Origin of the sequence: Agromyces indicus, assembly GCF_031432295.1 — a bacterium.
In the GTDB taxonomy this organism is placed as follows: Bacteria; Actinomycetota; Actinomycetes; order Actinomycetales; family Microbacteriaceae; genus Agromyces; species Agromyces indicus.
On the sequence record NZ_JAVKGS010000001.1, the window covers coordinates 1231541 to 1248242 of the forward strand.

16 protein-coding genes and 1 tRNA gene are annotated in these 16702 nt (G+C 72.3%); 15 read left to right on the forward strand and 2 right to left on the reverse strand.

The genetic code is table 11. The features are described 5' to 3' along the window. The first annotated feature begins 41 nt into the window (after positions 1-41). Together sp36 and RH861_RS05885 are read left to right on the forward strand one after the other, a co-directional pair. On the forward strand, positions 42-269 hold the full coding sequence (gene sp36, locus RH861_RS05880) for a Sp36 family protein (RefSeq protein WP_248598033.1): 228 nt from the start codon (positions 42-44) through the stop codon (positions 267-269). Next, a complete protein-coding gene (locus RH861_RS05885; RefSeq protein WP_310520198.1) occupies positions 269-745 on the forward strand; it encodes a RidA family protein in 477 nt (158 codons plus the stop codon). The genes sp36 and RH861_RS05885 overlap by 1 nt, the downstream gene beginning before the upstream one ends. Positions 746-961: 216 nt before the next feature. On the opposite strand, the gene acs is transcribed toward RH861_RS05885, so the two are convergent. Next, positions 962-2917: an acetate--CoA ligase gene (gene acs, locus RH861_RS05890; protein WP_310520199.1), complete on the reverse strand. Its 1956-nt coding sequence runs from the start codon at positions 2915-2917 to the stop codon at positions 962-964. 541 nt (positions 2918-3458) lie between these two features. Between acs and RH861_RS05895 the strand changes: the two genes are divergently transcribed. The 8 genes from RH861_RS05895 to prpB all read left to right on the forward strand — a co-directional run bounded on the left by RH861_RS05895 (position 3459) and on the right by prpB (position 9905). After that, on the forward strand, positions 3459-4589 hold the full coding sequence (locus RH861_RS05895) for a TadA family conjugal transfer-associated ATPase (protein ID WP_310520200.1): 1131 nt from the start codon (positions 3459-3461) through the stop codon (positions 4587-4589). After that, positions 4583-5596 (forward strand): type II secretion system F family protein, encoded by a 1014-nt coding sequence (locus tag RH861_RS05900; protein WP_310520201.1) that lies wholly within the window; start codon positions 4583-4585, stop codon positions 5594-5596. Before RH861_RS05895 ends, RH861_RS05900 begins: the two co-directional genes overlap by 7 nt. Positions 5597-5651: 55 nt before the next feature. Further along, on the forward strand, positions 5652-5906 hold the full coding sequence (locus RH861_RS05905; RefSeq protein WP_310520202.1) for a DUF4244 domain-containing protein: 255 nt from the start codon (positions 5652-5654) through the stop codon (positions 5904-5906). Positions 5907-5922: 16 nt separating this feature from the next. Further along, the gene (locus RH861_RS05910) at positions 5923-6231 is read left to right on the forward strand and encodes a TadE family type IV pilus minor pilin (protein ID WP_310520203.1); all 309 of its coding nucleotides are present in this window, start codon (positions 5923-5925) and stop codon (positions 6229-6231) included. 47 nt (positions 6232-6278) lie between these two features. Further along, positions 6279-6632, forward strand: coding sequence for an Rv3654c family TadE-like protein (locus RH861_RS05915; RefSeq protein ID WP_310520204.1), 354 nt, complete (start codon positions 6279-6281; stop codon positions 6630-6632). Between the two features lie 122 nt (positions 6633-6754). Continuing rightward, positions 6755-7417 (forward strand): GntR family transcriptional regulator, encoded by a 663-nt coding sequence (locus RH861_RS05920; protein ID WP_310520205.1) that lies wholly within the window; start codon positions 6755-6757, stop codon positions 7415-7417. Positions 7418-7458: 41 nt separating this feature from the next. Further along, complete coding sequence (locus RH861_RS05925) at positions 7459-8997, forward strand: MmgE/PrpD family protein (protein WP_310520206.1); 1539 nt, start codon at positions 7459-7461, stop codon at positions 8995-8997. A gap of 8 nt (positions 8998-9005) precedes the next feature. Then, positions 9006-9905 carry a methylisocitrate lyase gene (gene prpB, locus RH861_RS05930; RefSeq protein WP_067948782.1) on the forward strand — a complete coding sequence of 300 codons (900 nt, stop codon included), beginning with the start codon at positions 9006-9008 and terminating at the stop codon, positions 9903-9905. Between the two features lie 52 nt (positions 9906-9957). On the opposite strand, the gene RH861_RS05935 is transcribed toward prpB, so the two are convergent. Then, a complete protein-coding gene (locus tag RH861_RS05935) occupies positions 9958-10191 on the reverse strand; it encodes a hypothetical protein (RefSeq protein ID WP_067948780.1) in 234 nt (77 codons plus the stop codon). 197 nt (positions 10192-10388) lie between these two features. Between RH861_RS05935 and topA the strand changes: the two genes are divergently transcribed. The 5 genes from topA (at position 10389) to RH861_RS05960 (ending at position 16697) form a co-directional block, all read left to right on the forward strand. Then, a complete protein-coding gene (gene topA / locus RH861_RS05940) occupies positions 10389-13166 on the forward strand; it encodes a type I DNA topoisomerase (RefSeq protein ID WP_310520207.1) in 2778 nt (925 codons plus the stop codon). Beyond that, positions 13163-13783: a dTMP kinase gene (gene tmk / locus RH861_RS05945; protein WP_310520208.1), complete on the forward strand. Its 621-nt coding sequence runs from the start codon at positions 13163-13165 to the stop codon at positions 13781-13783. Before topA ends, tmk begins: the two co-directional genes overlap by 4 nt. 37 nt (positions 13784-13820) lie before the next feature. Continuing rightward, a complete protein-coding gene (locus RH861_RS05950; RefSeq protein WP_310520209.1) occupies positions 13821-14996 on the forward strand; it encodes a DNA polymerase III subunit delta' in 1176 nt (391 codons plus the stop codon). Then, positions 14993-16519, forward strand: coding sequence for an alpha/beta hydrolase (locus RH861_RS05955; RefSeq protein ID WP_310520210.1), 1527 nt, complete (start codon positions 14993-14995; stop codon positions 16517-16519). Before RH861_RS05950 ends, RH861_RS05955 begins: the two co-directional genes overlap by 4 nt. Positions 16520-16621: 102 nt before the next feature. After that, positions 16622-16697, forward strand: a tRNA-Thr gene (locus RH861_RS05960). Positions 16698-16702: the final 5 nt, after the last annotated feature.

The window sequence follows — 16702 nt, forward strand, 5'->3', positions numbered from 1 at the left end:
AACCTCAGAATAGCCGCTCGTTCCGACACCGAGGAGACGCCATGCCCGCATGGGAGTACATCACCACCCCGTTGCTGATCCACAACACCGCTGCGATCCTCAACAACTGGGGCGCCGAGGGCTGGGAGCTCGTGCAGGTCGTGCAGGGGCCCGAGGGCGGCCTCGTGGCCTACCTCAAGCGTCCCGTCGGCGGCGAGTCCTCCGCCGCGGCATCGGCCGGCCAGGCCGCCGCCGCCCAGGCCGCCAAGCAGTTCGAGGGCGACGCCTGATGGCCGCGGCATCCGCTGAGGCACGCCTCGCCGAGCTCGGCATCGAGCTGCCCGGCGTGGCCGCGCCCGTCGCCGCGTACGTGCCGGCCGTCGTCACGGGGTCGTACGTGTACACCTCCGGCCAGCTGCCGTTCGTCGACGGCGCGCTGCCCGCGTCGGGCAAGGTCGGCGAGGGCGAGGGGCTCGTCGCCGCGGCCGACGCGAAGGAGTACGCACGCCACTGCGCGCTCAACGCGCTCGCGGCCGTGCGCGCCGAGCTCGGCTCGCTCGACCGCATCACCCGGGTCGTCAAGCTCGTCGGCTTCGTGGCATCCGCCCCCGACTTCACCGGGCAGCCGGGCGTCGTGAACGGTGCGTCCGAGCTGCTGGGCGAGGTGTTCGGCGAGGCCGGGCGCCACGCCCGCTCGGCCGTCGGCGTCGCGGTGCTCCCGCTCGACGCGCCGGTCGAGGTGGAGCTCGTCGTCGAGTTCGCCTAGTCGCCCCGCCCCCGGCCTCCTCGTCTCCTGACGAGGGGAAGAAGGACGAAGCCCGCGATGCAGGACGACGCCGCACGGCGATCGTCCGACACTGCGGGCTTCGTCCGGTCTCTGCGCGCGCGGCACGTGTCCTCATTCGTGCGAGGCCGGGCACAGTCGCAGCAGAGCGGATGCCGCGGCGGGGCGTCCCGGCCGCGGATCCGCTCTGCTCGTGGGCTAGCGCACCTGGGCGCTGATGACCTGCATGATCGAGGTGTCGGCGAGCGTGGTGGTGTCGCCGACCTCGCGCCCCTCGGCCAGGTCGCGGAGGAGGCGGCGCATGATCTTGCCCGAGCGCGTCTTCGGCAGCTCGTTCACGATGAACACCTGCCGCGGACGCGCGATCGCGCCGATCTGCGAGGCGACGTGCTTGCGGAGCACCTCGCTGACGTCCTCAAGGGTCGAGGCCGCCTCGGCCTGGCTCTGCTTGAGGATGACGAACGCGACGACCGCCTGACCCGTCGTCTCGTCGGCCGCGCCGACCACGGCGGCCTCGGCCGTCCACGGGTGGGCGACGAGCGACGACTCGATCTCGGCGGTGGAGAGGCGGTGTCCCGAGACGTTCATGACGTCGTCGACCCGGCCGAGCAGCCAGAAGTCGCCGTCCTCGTCGCGGCGGGCGCCGTCGCCGGCGAAGTACTTGTCGCCGAACTTCTCCCAGTACGTCTCCTTGAACCGCTCCGGGTCGCCCCAGATGCCGCGCAGCATCGACGGCCACGGTTCGGTGATGACCAGCAGGCCGCCGCCCTCGCCGTGCACGGGCGTGCCGTCGTCGTCGAGGATCGCGACCTCGATGCCCGGGACCGGCACCTGCGCCGCGCCGGGCTTCAGGTCCGTGATGCCCGGCAGCGCCGAGATCATGATCGCGCCGGTCTCGGTCTGCCACCACGTGTCGACCACGGGGATCGAGCCGCCGCCGATGACGTGGCGGTACCAGATCCACGCCTCGGGGTTGATCGGCTCGCCCACCGAGCCGAGCAGGCGCAGCGTGCGGAGGTTGAACTCGTGCGGGATCTGCCGGCCGAGCTTCATGAACGAGCGGATGGCGGTCGGTGCCGTGTAGAGGATGGTGACGCCGTACTTCTCGACGATCTCCCACCAGCGGCCGGGGTGCGGCGTGTCGGGCGTGCCCTCGTAGATGACCTGCGTCGCGCCGTTGGCGAGCGGACCGTAGACGACGTAGGAGTGGCCGGTGATCCAGCCGACGTCGGCCGTGCACCAGTAGACGTCGCGCTCGGGGTGCAGGTCGAACACGTTCCTGTGCGTGAACGCGGCCTGGGTGAGGTAGCCGCCCGAGGTGTGGAGGATGCCCTTGGGCTTCCCGGTCGTGCCCGACGTGTAGAGGATGAACAGCGGGTGCTCGGCGCCGAACGCCTGCGCCTCGTGCTCGTTCGAGGCGGTCGCGACCGTCTCGTGCCACCACAGGTCGCGGTCGGCGTTCCAGTCGACCTCGTTCTCGCCGCGCTTGACGACGAGCACCTTGCGCACCGTGCCGCCCTCGGCCTTGCCGAGCGCCTCGTCGACCACCGGCTTGAGGGGGAACACCCGCCCCTTGCGGTAGCCGCCGTCGGCGGTGATGACGACGGATGCCTCGGCGTCGTCGATGCGCGAGGCGAGGCTGTCGGCGCTGAACCCGCCGAAGACGACCGAGTGGATGGCACCGAGCCGGGCCACGGCCAGCATCGACACGACCGCCTCGGGGATCATCGGCAGGTAGATGGCGACACGGTCGCCCTCGCGCACGCCGAGGTCGGCCAGGGCGTTGGCGGCGCGCTTCACCTCGTCGGTGAGCTGGGCGTAGGTGATGATCCGGGAATCGCCGGGTTCGCCCTCCCAGTAGAAGGCGACCCGGTCGCCGAGGCCGGCCTCGACGTGACGGTCGAGGCAGTTGACGGCGACGTTCAGCTCGCCGTCGTCGAACCACTTCGCGAAGGGCGGGTTCGACCAGTCGAGCGTGCGGGTGAAGGGCTTCTCCCACTGGAGAAGCGTGCGGGCCTGGTCGGCCCAGAATCCGAGCCGGTCGGCGCGGGCGGATTCGTAGAGGCTCTCGTCGGCGACGGCCTGGGCGGCGAACTCGGGGCTCGGGCGGAAGCGCCGGATCTCCTCGAGCGCGTGATCGATCTGCGCGTTCATAGTGGTGCGATCGCTCCTTCGCGAATGGATCTTCAAGGTGGGTCGCCTGCCCCACACAGCACCATACCGCCCGCACGACGGGTGTCGTGTCGCCGTGACGCCGTCTGACGGCGTACCCTATGACGGGTCGTGCGGCGCGCACGGCCATGCTCGGGTCCGCGACGGCTGCGGAATCAGTGCAGTTCTCGGTGCTCCACGTTCGATTTCATGGGTTTCCAACGACGTAGGTGGAGGAACACGCAGAGATTTCTGTGTGTCCGCACAAATGAGGACAAAAAGTACTTGCGCATGAACCGCCAACCCATACACTGGGTACCGCCCGAACGTCGTTTCGTGGCCTGCGGCACATGCGATTCCCCCCAATCGTTGTGCTGCCGAGGCGGCACCTGTTCCCCCCAATGGGTGCCGCCCCCTTCGTTTAACGGGCATCGCCAGATGCCCCTGGTCGAGCCCTCCTCCACAACGACGTGGCGGAGGGCTCGATCCGTCTTCGGGGGTCTCGACGGTCGGCGAGCCCACCTCGACGCCTAGCGTCGGCGGCATGCCAACACCGTTCGTCGCCGTCCCGTCGTGGGAGCTCGAGGCCGGCGAGGCCTCCCGGATCGTGGAGCAGCCCGATCCCGTGTCCCCGCGCCGGGCGAATCACGCCGTCGAACCGGAACCCGACGCGGCATCCGACGCCTCTCGGGCGTCGTCGGGCTCGGCGGCTGGCGGACGCCCCTCCGTGGGGGTCGACGCGGGGGTCGCCGCGCACGAACTCGACGCCCTCGGCCCGCTCGCCGAGTTCGCGACCGACGGGCCCGTCACCGACCTCTTCGTGAACGGCGAGGCGGGCCTCTGGGTCGACCGGGGCGGCGGGGCGGAACGCGATCCGCGCTGGACGGCCACCGAGGCCGAGGTCCGCGCGCTCGCGGTGCGGCTCATCGCGCGGGGTGGTCGTCACGTCGACGAGGCGACGCCGGCGGTCGACGTGCGCCTGGCCCGCGGCATCCGCGTGCACGCCGTGCTGCCGCCCCTGTCCTCGAGCGGCACGCTCCTGTCGATCCGGATCCCGCGGGTGGCCGGCTTCTCGCTCGCCGCACTGGCGAGGGCGGGCATGCTCGACGCCGAACGCGAGCAGGCGCTGCGTCGCGCCGTGCTCGAGCGGAAGAACCTGCTCGTCTCGGGAGCGGGTGGCACGGGCAAGACGACGCTCCTCGGCGCCCTCCTCGCGGAGGCCCCGCATCGTGAGCGGATCGTGCTGCTCGAGGACGTGGCCGAGCTTCGACTCGATCATCCGCACGTCGTCGCGCTCGAGGCCCGGCAGGCGAACCTCGAGGGGAGCGGGCGCATCGCGCTCGACGTGCTCCTGCGCGAGGCGCTGCGCATGCGCCCCGACCGACTCGTCGTGGGGGAGTGCCGCGGCCCCGAACTGCGCGAGCTGCTGGCGGCGCTGAACACGGGGCACGACGGCGGGGCCGGCACGCTCCACGCCAACTCCCTCGACGACGTGCCCTCGCGACTCGAGGCGCTCGGGACGACGGCGGGCATGACGCCCGAGGCAGTCGCCCGCCAGGCGGTGAGCGCGTTCGACCTGGTGGTGCACCTCGAGCGGGTCGACGGGCGCCGTCGCGTGGCGCAGGTGGGTCGGTTCGCGCTCGACGGCGGCCGACTGGCGGTCGAGCCGTGCTGAGGGCTGCCGCGCGTCTGGCGGAGTCGCTCGCCCGGCGCAGCGATCCGGCCGCGGCCATCGATCGCATCGCCGCGGTCGCCGAACGTCTCGCCTCCCTGCTCGCCGCCGGCCTCGCGCCGGCGGCGGCGTGGGGCAACGTGCGCCTCGATGATCCGGAGACGACGGGACGGCGTCTCCGATGGGCCGACCGGACCGTGTCGGCCGGCGATCGTGCGGTGCTCACGGCCGCGGCCGCGGCGGCGGCCGATGGAGCGGACGTTGCCGCGGGCGTCGAGGAGGCGATGCGCGACCAGCCGAGTGCCAGCCCGGCGTGGTCGGTCCTGGCCGCGGCCTGGGCGGTCGCCGAGGCGGCCGGATCTCCGCTCGCGCTGTGCCTCACGGTGCTCGCCGGGGCGCTCCGCGACGAGGCGCAGCTGCGACGCGAGGCCCGGGCCGCCCTCGCGGGCCCGGCCGCGAGCAGCCGGCTCGTCGCCGCGCTCCCGCTCATCGCGCTCGGCTTCGGCGCGGTGCTCGGCTTCGACACGGCGGGAGTCCTGTTCGGCAACCCGGTCGGCATCGCGTGCCTCCTTGCGGGTTCGGCGCTGCTCTGGGCCGGCGCGCGATGGAACGCCGCGCTCATCGCGCGTGCCGCGGTCGCCCGTCCGGCACCGGGACTCGAGCTCGAACTCCTCGCCGTCGCGATGTCGAGCGGCGCCTCCCTCGACCGGGCGCAGCAGATCGTCGGCGCCGCCCTGCGCCGGCACCTCTCCGAGATCGACGGCACCCGGGCTGCCGCGCCCGTGCTCGCGCTCGCCGAACGCGCCGGAGCGCCCGTGGCCGACCTGCTTCGCGCCGAGGCGGCCCGGCTGCGCGGCACGGCGCGGGCCGAGGGCGCGATGCGCGCTGCAGCGCTCGGCGTGCGCCTCATGATCCCGCTCGGCTGCTGCGTCCTGCCGGCGTTCGTGCTCCTCGGCGTCGCGCCGCTCCTGATCTCCGTCGTCACGGGCACCCTCGGCGGTGCCGCGTGACGGCGCGTCGACTCGTGCCATCCCGCCGCGACCGCGGCCAGAAGAGAGGAACCACATGCACCCCGACCCGACCCACGCCGGCCGCGCGAACCGATCCGGCGGCGAGCCCTCGCCGCGTCCGACGATGCCCACGGGGCTGCGCCGGCTCGCACGTCGACTCACGGGCGAACGCGGCGCCGCGACCGCCGAGTACGCCGTCGCGACGATGGCCGCCGTCGGATTCGCCGGCCTCCTCGTCGTCATCCTGCGGGGCGACGAGGTGCGCGGCATCCTCACCGATCTCGTGCGGAATGCGCTCTCGGTGGGCTGACGCGGAGCGCGGCAGCGTGACGGCGGAATTCGCCGTCGCGCTGCCCGCGATCGCGCTGGTGCTCGCGCTCGCCATGGCATCGGTGCACGTCGCCGCGGTGCAGGTGCGGTTGACGGATGCCGCGGCCGATGCCGCTCGCGCACTCGGCCGTGGCGAGTCCGCGGGCGACGCCGCCGCGATCGCCGCGCGGAACGCCGGCGGCGCCCGGTTGTCCACGAGTGCGGACGACCGGTTCGTCTGCGCAACGCTGACGGGCAGCGCCGGCGGCCTGCTCGGCGCCCTCGAGCTCCGCGCATCGTCGTGCGCGCTCCGGGGTGGCCTGTGAGCGCGGCGCGGCAACCGGGCGTCGCGCCCGGCCGGGCGAGGGTCCGGGTGCCCGGGCCGCTCGGTTCCGAAGGCGGCGCGGCGTCGGTGCTCGCGCTCGCCATCATCGGCGCGGTCGTGGCGCTCGCCGCCGCGTCCATCGCCGTCCTCGGCGGGCTCGTCGCCTCGCAGGTCGCGGCGAACGCGGCCGATGCGGCAGCGCTCGCCGCAGCGGATGCGCTGTCCGGCGTCGTGCCGGCTGACCCGTGCGGCATCGCGAGGACCGCCGCGGAGCGGAACGGCGCGCGGCTCGTCCGCTGCGAACTGGCGGGTCCCGCGGCATCCGTCGCCGTCGCGGTCGCGGCCCCGTTCGCCGAGGTCACGGCGGAGTCTCGCGCCGGTCCTCCCGGGTGGGAGGGATGAGCGAGCACGGCTGACCGGTTGTATACACGCCAGGTGGTCTTGGTGCGGCGGCTTGCGGATGCGTTGCCGCCGAGGCGGCCCTCGTGTATACATAAGGCGGCGAACGGGCGAGAGGGGGTCGGATGCGAGCCAGTGATCGGGCGTACCGGACCCTGCGGTCGGAGATCCTCGACGGCACCGTCCCGCCCGGAAGCCTGCTGCAGGAGGTCGAGCAGTCCACGCGCCTCGGCGTCAGCCGGACGCCGGTGCGCGAGGCGCTGCGGCAGCTCGCCGCCGACGGCCTCGTGGTGGCATCCGGTCGCGGGACCGTGGTCACTGCCGTCTCGCGGCAGGACATCGCCGCCCTCTACGAACTCCGCGAGGCGCTCGAATCGCGCGCGGCCGGCCTCGCGGCCAAGCGCGCCGAGGAGACTCCGTTCCGGGCCATCCGTGACCGGCTGCTCGACGCGCCGCGACTCCTGTCCGAGGGGGAGTCGGGACTGGCGGAGTACTTCGCGATCGTCGACGACCTCGATGCGGCGATCGAGCAGGCGGCCGCCAACCGCTTCCTCGGGGCGGCCCTGCGCAGCGTGCAGCTGCACTCGGCGCGCATCCGAAGGCTCTCGCGGCACAACCCCGACCGCCTCCTCGAGGCGGCCCGCGAGCACCTGCTCATCGTCGACGCGATCCTCGCGCGCGACGCCGAGCTGGCGGCCCACGCCACCCACGTCCACCTCCACCGCAGCCTCGGGAACGCGCTCGCCACGGCGCCGGAGGCCGAGCCGGACGCGAGTGACGTCGCCTGACCTGACCGTCCCCTCCCCATCCCCGACCAGAAAGGCCCACCGTGCAGCTCCATCACGTGCGTGTCCACCGCAGCGACGAGAACCTCGCCCGAGCGGACCAGCTCGCCTGGAAGATCGCCGAGGTGGCGGCCGACCCCGTCGAGGTGACCGAGGACGTGGCCGAGATGGTCGTGAACCGGGTGATCGACAACGCGGCCGTCGCCGCGGCATCCCTCACGCGTCGCCCGGTCGTGGCGGCGCGCAGCCAGGCGCTCGCGCACCCCGTGTCGATCGGCGGCGACGGCGCCACCGTGTTCGGAATGGACCCCGCGCGTCGCACCAGCCCGGAGTGGGCCGCCTGGGCCAACGGCGTCGCCGTGCGCGAACTCGACTTCCACGACACCTTCCTCGCCGCCGACTACTCCCACCCGGGCGACAACATCCCGCCGATCGTCGCCGTCGCCCAGCACCTCGCGGCGTCCCGAGGGCTCACCGGACGCGACCTCGTCCGCGGCCTGGCAACGGGCTACGAGATCCAGGTGGACCTGGTGAAGGCCATCTCGCTGCACAAGCACAAGATCGACCACGTCGCCCACCTCGGTCCGGCGGCCGCGGCCGGCATCGGCACGCTGCTCGGGCTGGACGTCCCGACGATCTTCCAGGCGATCGGCCAGGCGCTCCACACGACGACCGCCACCCGCCAGTCGCGCAAGGGCGAGATCTCGAGCTGGAAGGCGCACGCGCCGGCCTTCGCCGGCAAGATGGCGGTCGAAGCGGTGGACCGGGCCCTGCGCGGCGAGACCAGCCCCACCCCGATCTACGAGGGCGAGGACGGCGTCATCGCGTGGCTGCTCGACGGGCCCGACGCCGCCTACGAGGTGCCCCTCCCGGAGCGCGGCGAGGCGAAGCGCGCCATCCTCGACACCTACACCAAGGAGCACTCGGCGGAGTATCAGGCGCAGGCGTGGATCGACCTCGCACGGAAGCTGCACCATGCGCACCCCGACCTGGTCGCCGACCCGTCGCGCATCACGAGCGTCGTCATCCACACCTCGCACCACACGCACTACGTCATCGGCTCGGGTGCGAACGACCCGCAGAAGTACGACCCCACCGCCTCCCGCGAGACGCTCGACCACTCGATCCCGTACATCTTCACGGTCGCGCTGCAGGACGGCGCCTGGCACCACGCCGACTCCTACGCCCCCGACCGCGCCGGTCGCCCCGACACCGTCGAGCTCTGGCGCAAGGTCACGACGGTCGAGGACCCGGAGTGGACCCGGCGCTACCACTCGCTCGACACCGCCGAGAAGGCGTTCGGCGGTCGCGTCGTCATCACGCTCGACGACGGCGACACGATCACCGACGAGATCGCGGTGGCCGACGCCCACCCGCTCGGCGCCCGACCGTTCGAGCGCGAGCAGTACGTGCAGAAGTTCCGCACCCTCGCCGCCGACGTGCTCGAGCCGACCGAGATCGACCGCTTCCTCGACCTCGCCCAGCGACTGCCCGATCTCGGCCCGGACGAGCTCGGCCGACTGACCATCGTCGCCGCGCCCGGCGTGCTCGCGCACGTCGAGAGCCCGCGCGGCCTCTTCTAGGAGGACCCATGCTGTACGCCCAGACCACGCCCGCCGACAAGCGCGCCGCCTTCCGCGAGCGCCTCGCCGGCGGCGAACTGCTCCGCTTCCCCGGCGCGTTCAACCCGCTCTCCGCCCGGCTCATCGAGCGCAAGGGCTTCGAGGGGGTCTACATCTCGGGAGCGGTCCTGTCGGCCGACCTCGGGCTGCCCGACATCGGGCTGACGACGCTGACCGAGGTCGCCGGCCGCGCGAAGCAGATCGCGCGGATGACGGAACTGCCCGCCATCGTCGACGCCGACACGGGCTTCGGCGAGCCCATGAACGTCGCCCGCACCGTCCAGGAGATGGAGGACGCGGGACTCGCCGGCCTCCACATCGAGGACCAGGTCAACCCGAAGCGCTGCGGCCACCTCGACGGCAAGCAGGTCGTCGACGAGCACACCGCGCTGCAGCGGATCCGCGCCGCGGTCGACGCGCGCCGCGACCCGAACTTCCTCATCATGGCGCGCACCGACATCCGCGCGGTCGACGGCCTCGACGCCGCCGTCGATCGCGCCAGGCGACTCGTCGACGCGGGCGCCGACGCCATCTTCCCCGAGGCGATGGCCTCGCTGGAGGAGTTCGCCGCCATCCGCGCGGCCGTCGACGTGCCGCTGCTGGCGAACATGACCGAGTTCGGCAAGAGCGACCTGTTCACCGTGCAGCAGCTCGCCGACGTCGGCATGAACCTCGTCATCTGGCCGGTCTCGATGCTGCGCATCGCGATGGGCGCGACGGGCCGTGCACTCGACGAGTTGACGGATGCCGGTGCCCTCACCCGCCTGCTGCCGGAGATGCAGCACCGGGCCGACCTGTACGACCTCATCGACTACGAGGGCTACAACCGGTTCGACACGTCGATCTTCAACTTCACGGTCGCCCGCTGACGACCGGGAGCCGGGGCGGCTGGTGACGAGCGCGCCGCCCCGGCCCGCGGGATCAATCGAAGACGGTCTCGATGAAGCGGTACTCCACGGCCGTGGGGCGATCGTCGTCCGGAGCGTCGAACTCCAGACCCGCACCGCGGGAGTAGATGTACCGCTTGCCGCCGTCCCCGGGCAGTTCGAGCCGCGGCCGTGGATCGCCCGAGTCGAGGAAGCCGGTGGAGACCGTCTTCCCCTCGAGGGGCCCGTCGATCAGCTTCGCGGTGTAGGTGCCGGATGACGTGTCCATGCCGCCATTGTCCTCCTGTCCTGCACAGGCGCAAGGCCCTACGGCCCGTGCGTCGCGGCCCCGGCGGTGGGTGCGCTCACGGTCGGAATGTGTATGGTGTGGCTGTCGGCGGCATCCGCCGATCCAGTGCACACCGCTCGGGGGCGCGGCGACATTGTGCGTTTTCTCGTTCTCGAATTTCAAGCAAGAGGAGTCCGGTGGCAGGCACGAAGAAGCTCGTGATCGTGGAGTCGCCGACGAAGATGAAGTCGATCGCCCAATACCTGGGCGAGGGCTACGAGGTGCTGTCCTCCGTCGGTCACATCCGCGACCTCGTCGAGCCGAAGAACCTCCCGCCGGAGCTCAAGAAGGGCTCGCTCGGCAAGTTCTCGGTCGACGTCGAGAACGGCTTCGAGCCGTACTACGTCGTCTCGGACTCGAAGAAGAAGACGGTCGCCGAGCTCAAGCGCGCACTCAAGGACGCCGACGAACTCCTGCTCGCCACTGATGAGGACCGCGAGGGCGAGGCCATCGCGTGGCACCTCCTGCAGGAGCTCAAGCCGAAGGTGCCCGTGCGCCGCATGGTGTTCCACGAGATCACGAAGGACGCCATCCAGAAGGCCAAGGACCACACGCGCGAACTCGACACGTCGCTCGTCGACGCGCAGGAGACCCGCCGCATCCTCGACCGGCTCTACGGCTACGAGGTCTCGCCGGTGCTGTGGCGGAAGGTCGGTCCGGGGCTCTCCGCGGGGCGCGTGCAGTCCGCGGCCACCCGGCTCGTCGTCGACCGCGAGCGCGAGCGGCTCGCCTTCGTCGCCGCTGGCTACTGGGACCTGATCGGCCGGTTCACGAGCGATGACGCCGGATTCGAGGCGAAGCTCGTGCGCGTCGGCGGCGAGCGCGTGGCCACGGGCCGCGACTTCGACGACCTCGGCCGGCTCAAGGGCTCCGCGGTCGTGCTCGACGAGCCGACGGCGCACGCACTCGCCGAGGCGCTGCGCGACGACACGGTCGCGCGTCGCGTCGCCAAGGTCGAGTCGAAGCCCTACTCGCGCCGCCCGGCCGCGCCGTTCACCACCTCGACGCTGCAGCAGGAATCGGCGCGCAAGCTCCGGCTCTCGGCCCGCGACACCATGCGGGTGGCGCAGTCGCTGTACGAGAACGGGTACATCACCTATATGCGCACCGACTCGGTGTCGCTCTCGCAGCAGGCCGTCCAGGCGGCGCGCACCCAGGCGACCAAGCTCTACGGAGCCGACAGCATCCCCGACAGGCCCCGCGTCTACGCGGGCAAGTCGAAGAACGCGCAGGAGGCGCACGAGGCCATCCGCCCGTCGGGCGAGGTCTTCCGCACGCCGTCCGAGCTGCAGGGGGTCCTGCGCGGCAGCGAGTTCAAGCTGTACGACTTGATCTGGAAGCGCACCGTCGCATCGCAGATGGCCGACGCCAAGGGGCAGACCGCGACGGTGACCATCGCGGTGGGGCCGACCCGCGCGGATGCCGCGGCGCCGGCCGAGGCGACGACGCGCATCGGCGGCACGACCGCCGAGTTCACCGCGAGCGGCACGGTCATCACCTTCCGCGGGTTCCTCGCCGCGTACGAGGAGAGCCGCGACGAGGAGCGCAACGCCGACGAGACGCCCGGCGAGGCCAAGCTGCCCCCGCTGAAGGAGGGCCAGTCGGTGGGCCTCGCCGAGCTCGAGGCGAAGGGGCACGAGACCAGCCCGCCGCCCCGCTACACGGAGGCGAGCCTCGTGAAGCGGCTCGAGGAGCTCGGCATCGGCCGCCCGTCGACCTTCGCGTCGATCATCTCGACGATCCTCGACCGCGGGTACGTCACCCAGCGCGGCCAGGCGCTCGTGCCGAGCTGGGTCGCGTTCTCGGTCGTCCGCCTGCTGGAGGAGCACTTCGGCGATCTCGTCGAGTACGACTTCACCGCCGAGATGGAGGACGACCTCGACCGCATCGCCTCGGGCGAGGCCGACCGGGTCGACTGGCTGAACGAGTTCTACTTCGGCAGCGACCGGCACCGCGGGCTCCGCCAGGTCGTCGACAACCTCGGCGAGATCGACGCGCGCGAGATCAACTCCGTGGAGATCGCGCCCGGCGTGACGCTCCGCATCGGCAAGTACGGGCCCTACCTCGAGACCGTCGACGCCGACGCCGGCCCCGACGCGCCGCCGCGCCGCGTCAACCTCCCCGAGGACCTCGCGCCGGACGAGCTCACCGCCGAGAAGGCGCGGGAGCTCATCGACGCGCCGGTCCAGGGCGACCGCGTGCTCGGCGTGAACCCCGACAACGGCAAGCAGGTCGTGGTCAAGGACGGCCGGTTCGGGCCGTACGTGACCGAGGTCGAGCCCGAGCCGGAGCAGGCCGAGGCATCCGTCGACCCGGCGACCGGGGAGGTCGTCGAGGCCAAGCCGAAGCGGGGGGCGAAGAAGGCGGCGGCGGTCAAGCCGCGCACGGCCTCGCTCTTCAAGAGCATGCAGATCGAGGAGGTCGACCTCGCCACCGCGCTGAAGCTCCTCGACCTGCCCCGCGTGGTCGGTGCCGACCCCGAGTCCGGCGACGAGATCACCGCGCAGAACGGTCGCTACGGCCCCTATCTCAAGAAGGGATCCGAGACGCGCACCCTGCCGAGCGAGGACGCCATCTTCGAGATCGACCTGTCCGGCGCGCTCGAGCTGCTGGCACAGCCCAAGTACGGCGCGCGCCGTGCGTCGAGCGCCCTCAAGGAGTTCTCAGAGGACCCGGTGAGCGGCAAGCCGATCAAGGTGAAGGACGGCCGCTTCGGCCCGTACGTCACCGACGGCACCACGAACGCGACGATCCCGCGAGCGGAGTCCGTCGAGGACATCACGTTCGAACGCGCCGTCGAGCTGCTGCAGATCAAGCGAGACAAGGGTCCCGCCCCGTCGCGCGCCAAGAAGTCCACGGCGAAGCCCGCCGCGAAGCGCTCGACGACGTCGCGCGCCAAGAAGTCGCCGTCGTGACCCGAGGGCTCTTCATCACGCTCGAGGGCGGTGACGGCTCGGGCAAGACGACGCAGGCCGAGCTGCTCGAGCGATGGCTCGTCGAACAGGGCCGCACCACCCTGCGCACGCGCGAGCCCGGCGGCACCGGCGTCGGCGTGGAGGTGCGCGAGATCGTCCTGCACCACCGCGGCGACATCGCGCCCCGCGCCGAGGCGCTCCTCTACGCAGCCGACCGCGCGCATCACGTGGCGACCGTCGTGCGGCCCGCGCTCGAGCGGGGCGAGGTCGTCATCCAGGACCGGTACGTGGATTCGTCGGTGGCGTACCAGGGCGCCGGCCGCGTGCTCGACCCTCGTGAGGTCCGCGGGCTGTCCGACTGGGCGACCGAGGGCCTCATGCCCGACCTCACCCTGCTGCTCGACCTGCCGCCCCGCGCCGCGCGCGAGCGCCTCGACGGTGCCCGCACCCGGTACGACCGGCTCGAGGCGGAGGCGGCCGCCTTCCACGACCGGGTCCGGGCCGCCTACCTCGAGATCGCGGAATCCGATCCCGCGCGGATCGCGGTCCTCGACGCCTCGCGGCCGGTCGAGGTGATCGCCGCCGACATCCGGAAGCTGGTCGAGGGGCTGGGGTGACCGGCGCGGCGTGGGTGGTCGAGGGTAGCGTTGGATCGTGACCGTGTGGAGTGACCTGACCGGCCAGGATGCCGCCATCGAGCTGCTGCGCGCCGCCGCGGTCGCCGCGCGCGACTCCCGCAGCTCGGCCGACATGACGCACTCGTGGCTCATCACCGGCCCTCCCGGATCCGGTCGGTCCAACCTCGCCTACGCCTTCGCCGAGGCGCTCCTGTCAGGTGAGCCCGATGGCGACCGCGCGACGGGCATCCAGGTCGAGGCGCGCAGCCATCCCGACCTCCACGTCCTCGCGACCGAGGGCGTGATCATCAAGGTCGCCGACGTGCGCAAGATCGTGGAGCGCTCGCACTACGCACCATCGGTCGGCCATCACCGGGTGATCGTCGTCGAGGACGCCGACCGCATGACCGAGCAGACCTCGAACGTGCTGCTGAAGGAACTCGAGGAGCCGCCGGAGCGCACCGTCTGGATCCTGTGCGCGCCGAGCGAAGCCGACCTCATCCCGACCATCCGCTCGCGCGTGCGGTCGGTTCGCCTGCAGGTGCCGAGCGTGGCGGATGTCGCCGACCTGCTCGTGCGCCGCGACGGCGTCGACCCCGCGCTCGCCGCGCGGGCGGCGCGCGAGGCGCAGAGCCACATCGGCATGGCGCACCGGCTCGCCACGAGCGCCGAGGCGCGCGACCGCCGCGCCGAGACCCTCCGCCTCGCGCTGCAGGTGCGCTCCACGCCGGGTGCCGTCATCACCGCGGCGCGACTGCTCGAGATCGCCGGCGACGACGCGAAGGCGATCGCCGAGCTCCGCGACGCCGAGGAGCGCGAGCACACGCTGCGGTCGCTCGGCGTCGCACCCGGCCAGGCGGTGCCGGCCGCGCTCCGGGCGCAACTGCGCGCGCTCGAGGAGGACCAGAAGCGCCGGGCGACCCGGACCCTCCGCGACGGCATCGACCGCATCCTCGTCGATCTCGCGTCGCTGTTCCGCGACATCCTCGTCACCCAGCTCGGCGCCGACGTCGAGCTCGTCAACCTCGAGATCGCCGACGAGGTCGCCCACGCCGCGGCATCCGCCACGCCGGCCCGGACCCTCGCCACGCTCGACGCCATCCAGGAGGCCCGCATCCGCATCGACGCCAACGTCCAGCCCGCGCTCGCCCTCGAGGCGATGCTCGTCTCGGCGATCCGACGCCCCCAACCCGCGCGGACGGCCCGCCCATGAGCCGCACGCGCGTGACCATCGCCGGCCTCCTCGCGGCGGGCCTGCTCGCCCTCACCGGGTGCACCGTGCCCGGCTTCCTGCAGCCCGAGCCGGAGCGGTCCGAGCCGACCGGCGAGTCCGTCGATGCCGAGCTCGAGCCGTTCTACTCGCAGGTGCTCGAGTGGGAGCGCTGCGGCGAATTCCAGTGCGCGACCGCCACCGCCCCGCTCGACTGGAGCGACCCCGGCGCCGGCGAGACCGAACTGGCCCTGGTCCGGCAGACCGCCCGCGGCGGCGACCCGATCGGCTCGCTGCTGGTCAACCCGGGCGGCCCGGGCGGATCGGGGTACGACTTCATCGCCGACTCGATCGACTTCGCCGTCGGCAAGCGGGTCCAGGAGCGCTACGACGTCGTCGGCTTCGACCCGCGCGGGGTCGGTCGTTCCACGGCCGTGACCTGCTTCGACGACGCGCAGATGGACGAGTTCCTCTACGGCATCCCCGAGGCGGAGCGAGGCACCGACGCATGGATCGCCGAGGTCGGCGCCGCCTCGCAGGAGTTCGGCGCGGCATGCGCCGAGGGCACGGGCGAACTGCTCGGCAACGTCGACACCGTGAGCGCCGCGCGCGACCTCGACCTGCTGCGGGCCGTGCTCGGCGACGACGAACTGCACTACCTCGGGTACTCCTACGGCACGTTCCTCGGCGCCACCTACGCCGGGCTCTACCCCGAGCGGGTCGGACGACTCGTGCTCGACGGCGCGATCGACCCGTCCGCCAGCAACCACGAGGTGACGCAGGCCCAGGCGATCGGCTTCGAGCAGGCCCTGCGCGCCTACCTCGCCGACTGCCTCTCCGGATCGGAGTGCCCGTTCTCGGGCACCGTCGACGAGGCGGCCGACGAGGTCGCGCGGCTGCTCGCGTCCGTCGAGCGGAGCCCGCTCCGCGGCAGCGACGGCCGCTTCCTGGGTGCGGACTCGCTCGTGACCGCGATCATCTTCCCGCTCTACAGTGCGGAGTCGTGGTCGTACCTGAGCGACATGTTCGAGTCCGTCATGCTCGGCGATGCCGACACGGCGCTGGCGTTCGCCGACCTGTACTACGGCCGCGACACCGACGGCACGTACCTCGACAACTCGACCGAGGCGTTCCGGGCCATCAACTGCCTCGACTACACCTACGACGCCGACCCCGCCGAGATGCGGGAGTCAGCCGCCGAACTGGCCGAGGCGGCGCCGATCATCGGGCCCTACTTCGGGTTCGGCGACATCGGCTGCGCCGTCTGGCCCGTGCAGAGCCGGTCCGAGCGAGCGGCGATCACGGCCGAGGGGGCCGCACCGATCCTCGTCATCGGCACCACGGGCGACCCCGCCACGCCGTACGAGTGGGCCGTGGCGCTCGCCGACCAGCTCGACAGCGGCGTGCTCGTCAGCTACGACGGCGAGGGCCACACGGCGTACCGCAAGTCGAACGCCTGCATCGACACCACCGTCGAGGCCTACCTGCTCGACGGCCGGGTACCCGAAGCCGATCCGGAGTGCTGATCGGCTCGCCCATGGGGGAGCGCGGCGAGTGGTCATGGGCACGCTCGTGATCCGCTAACATGGTCTCTCGTGCCGTCCGGTGCCGAACGCAACGGATGCCACGCCGCCTTAGCTCAGTCGGCAGAGCGATTCACTCGTAATGAATAGGTCGTGGGTTCGATTCCCACAGGCGGCTCCACCGCG

Bases quoted from the DNA above. Each gene is read 5' to 3' on its own strand.
- sp36 (WP_248598033.1), top strand. From the start codon at position 42: ATGCCCGCATGGGAGTACATCACCACCCCGTTGCTGATCCACAACACC.
- RH861_RS05885 (WP_310520198.1), top strand. From the start codon at position 269: ATGGCCGCGGCATCCGCTGAGGCACGCCTCGCCGAGCTCGGCATCGAG.
- acs (WP_310520199.1), bottom strand. From the start codon at position 2,917: ATGAACGCGCAGATCGATCACGCGCTCGAGGAGATCCGGCGCTTCCGC.
- RH861_RS05895 (WP_310520200.1), top strand. From the start codon at position 3,459: ATGCCAACACCGTTCGTCGCCGTCCCGTCGTGGGAGCTCGAGGCCGGC.
- RH861_RS05905 (WP_310520202.1), top strand. From the start codon at position 5,652: ATGCACCCCGACCCGACCCACGCCGGCCGCGCGAACCGATCCGGCGGC.
- RH861_RS05920 (WP_310520205.1), top strand. From the start codon at position 6,755: ATGCGAGCCAGTGATCGGGCGTACCGGACCCTGCGGTCGGAGATCCTC.
- prpB (WP_067948782.1), top strand. From the start codon at position 9,006: ATGCTGTACGCCCAGACCACGCCCGCCGACAAGCGCGCCGCCTTCCGC.
- RH861_RS05935 (WP_067948780.1), bottom strand. From the start codon at position 10,191: ATGGACACGTCATCCGGCACCTACACCGCGAAGCTGATCGACGGGCCC.
- RH861_RS05955 (WP_310520210.1), top strand. From the start codon at position 14,993: ATGAGCCGCACGCGCGTGACCATCGCCGGCCTCCTCGCGGCGGGCCTG.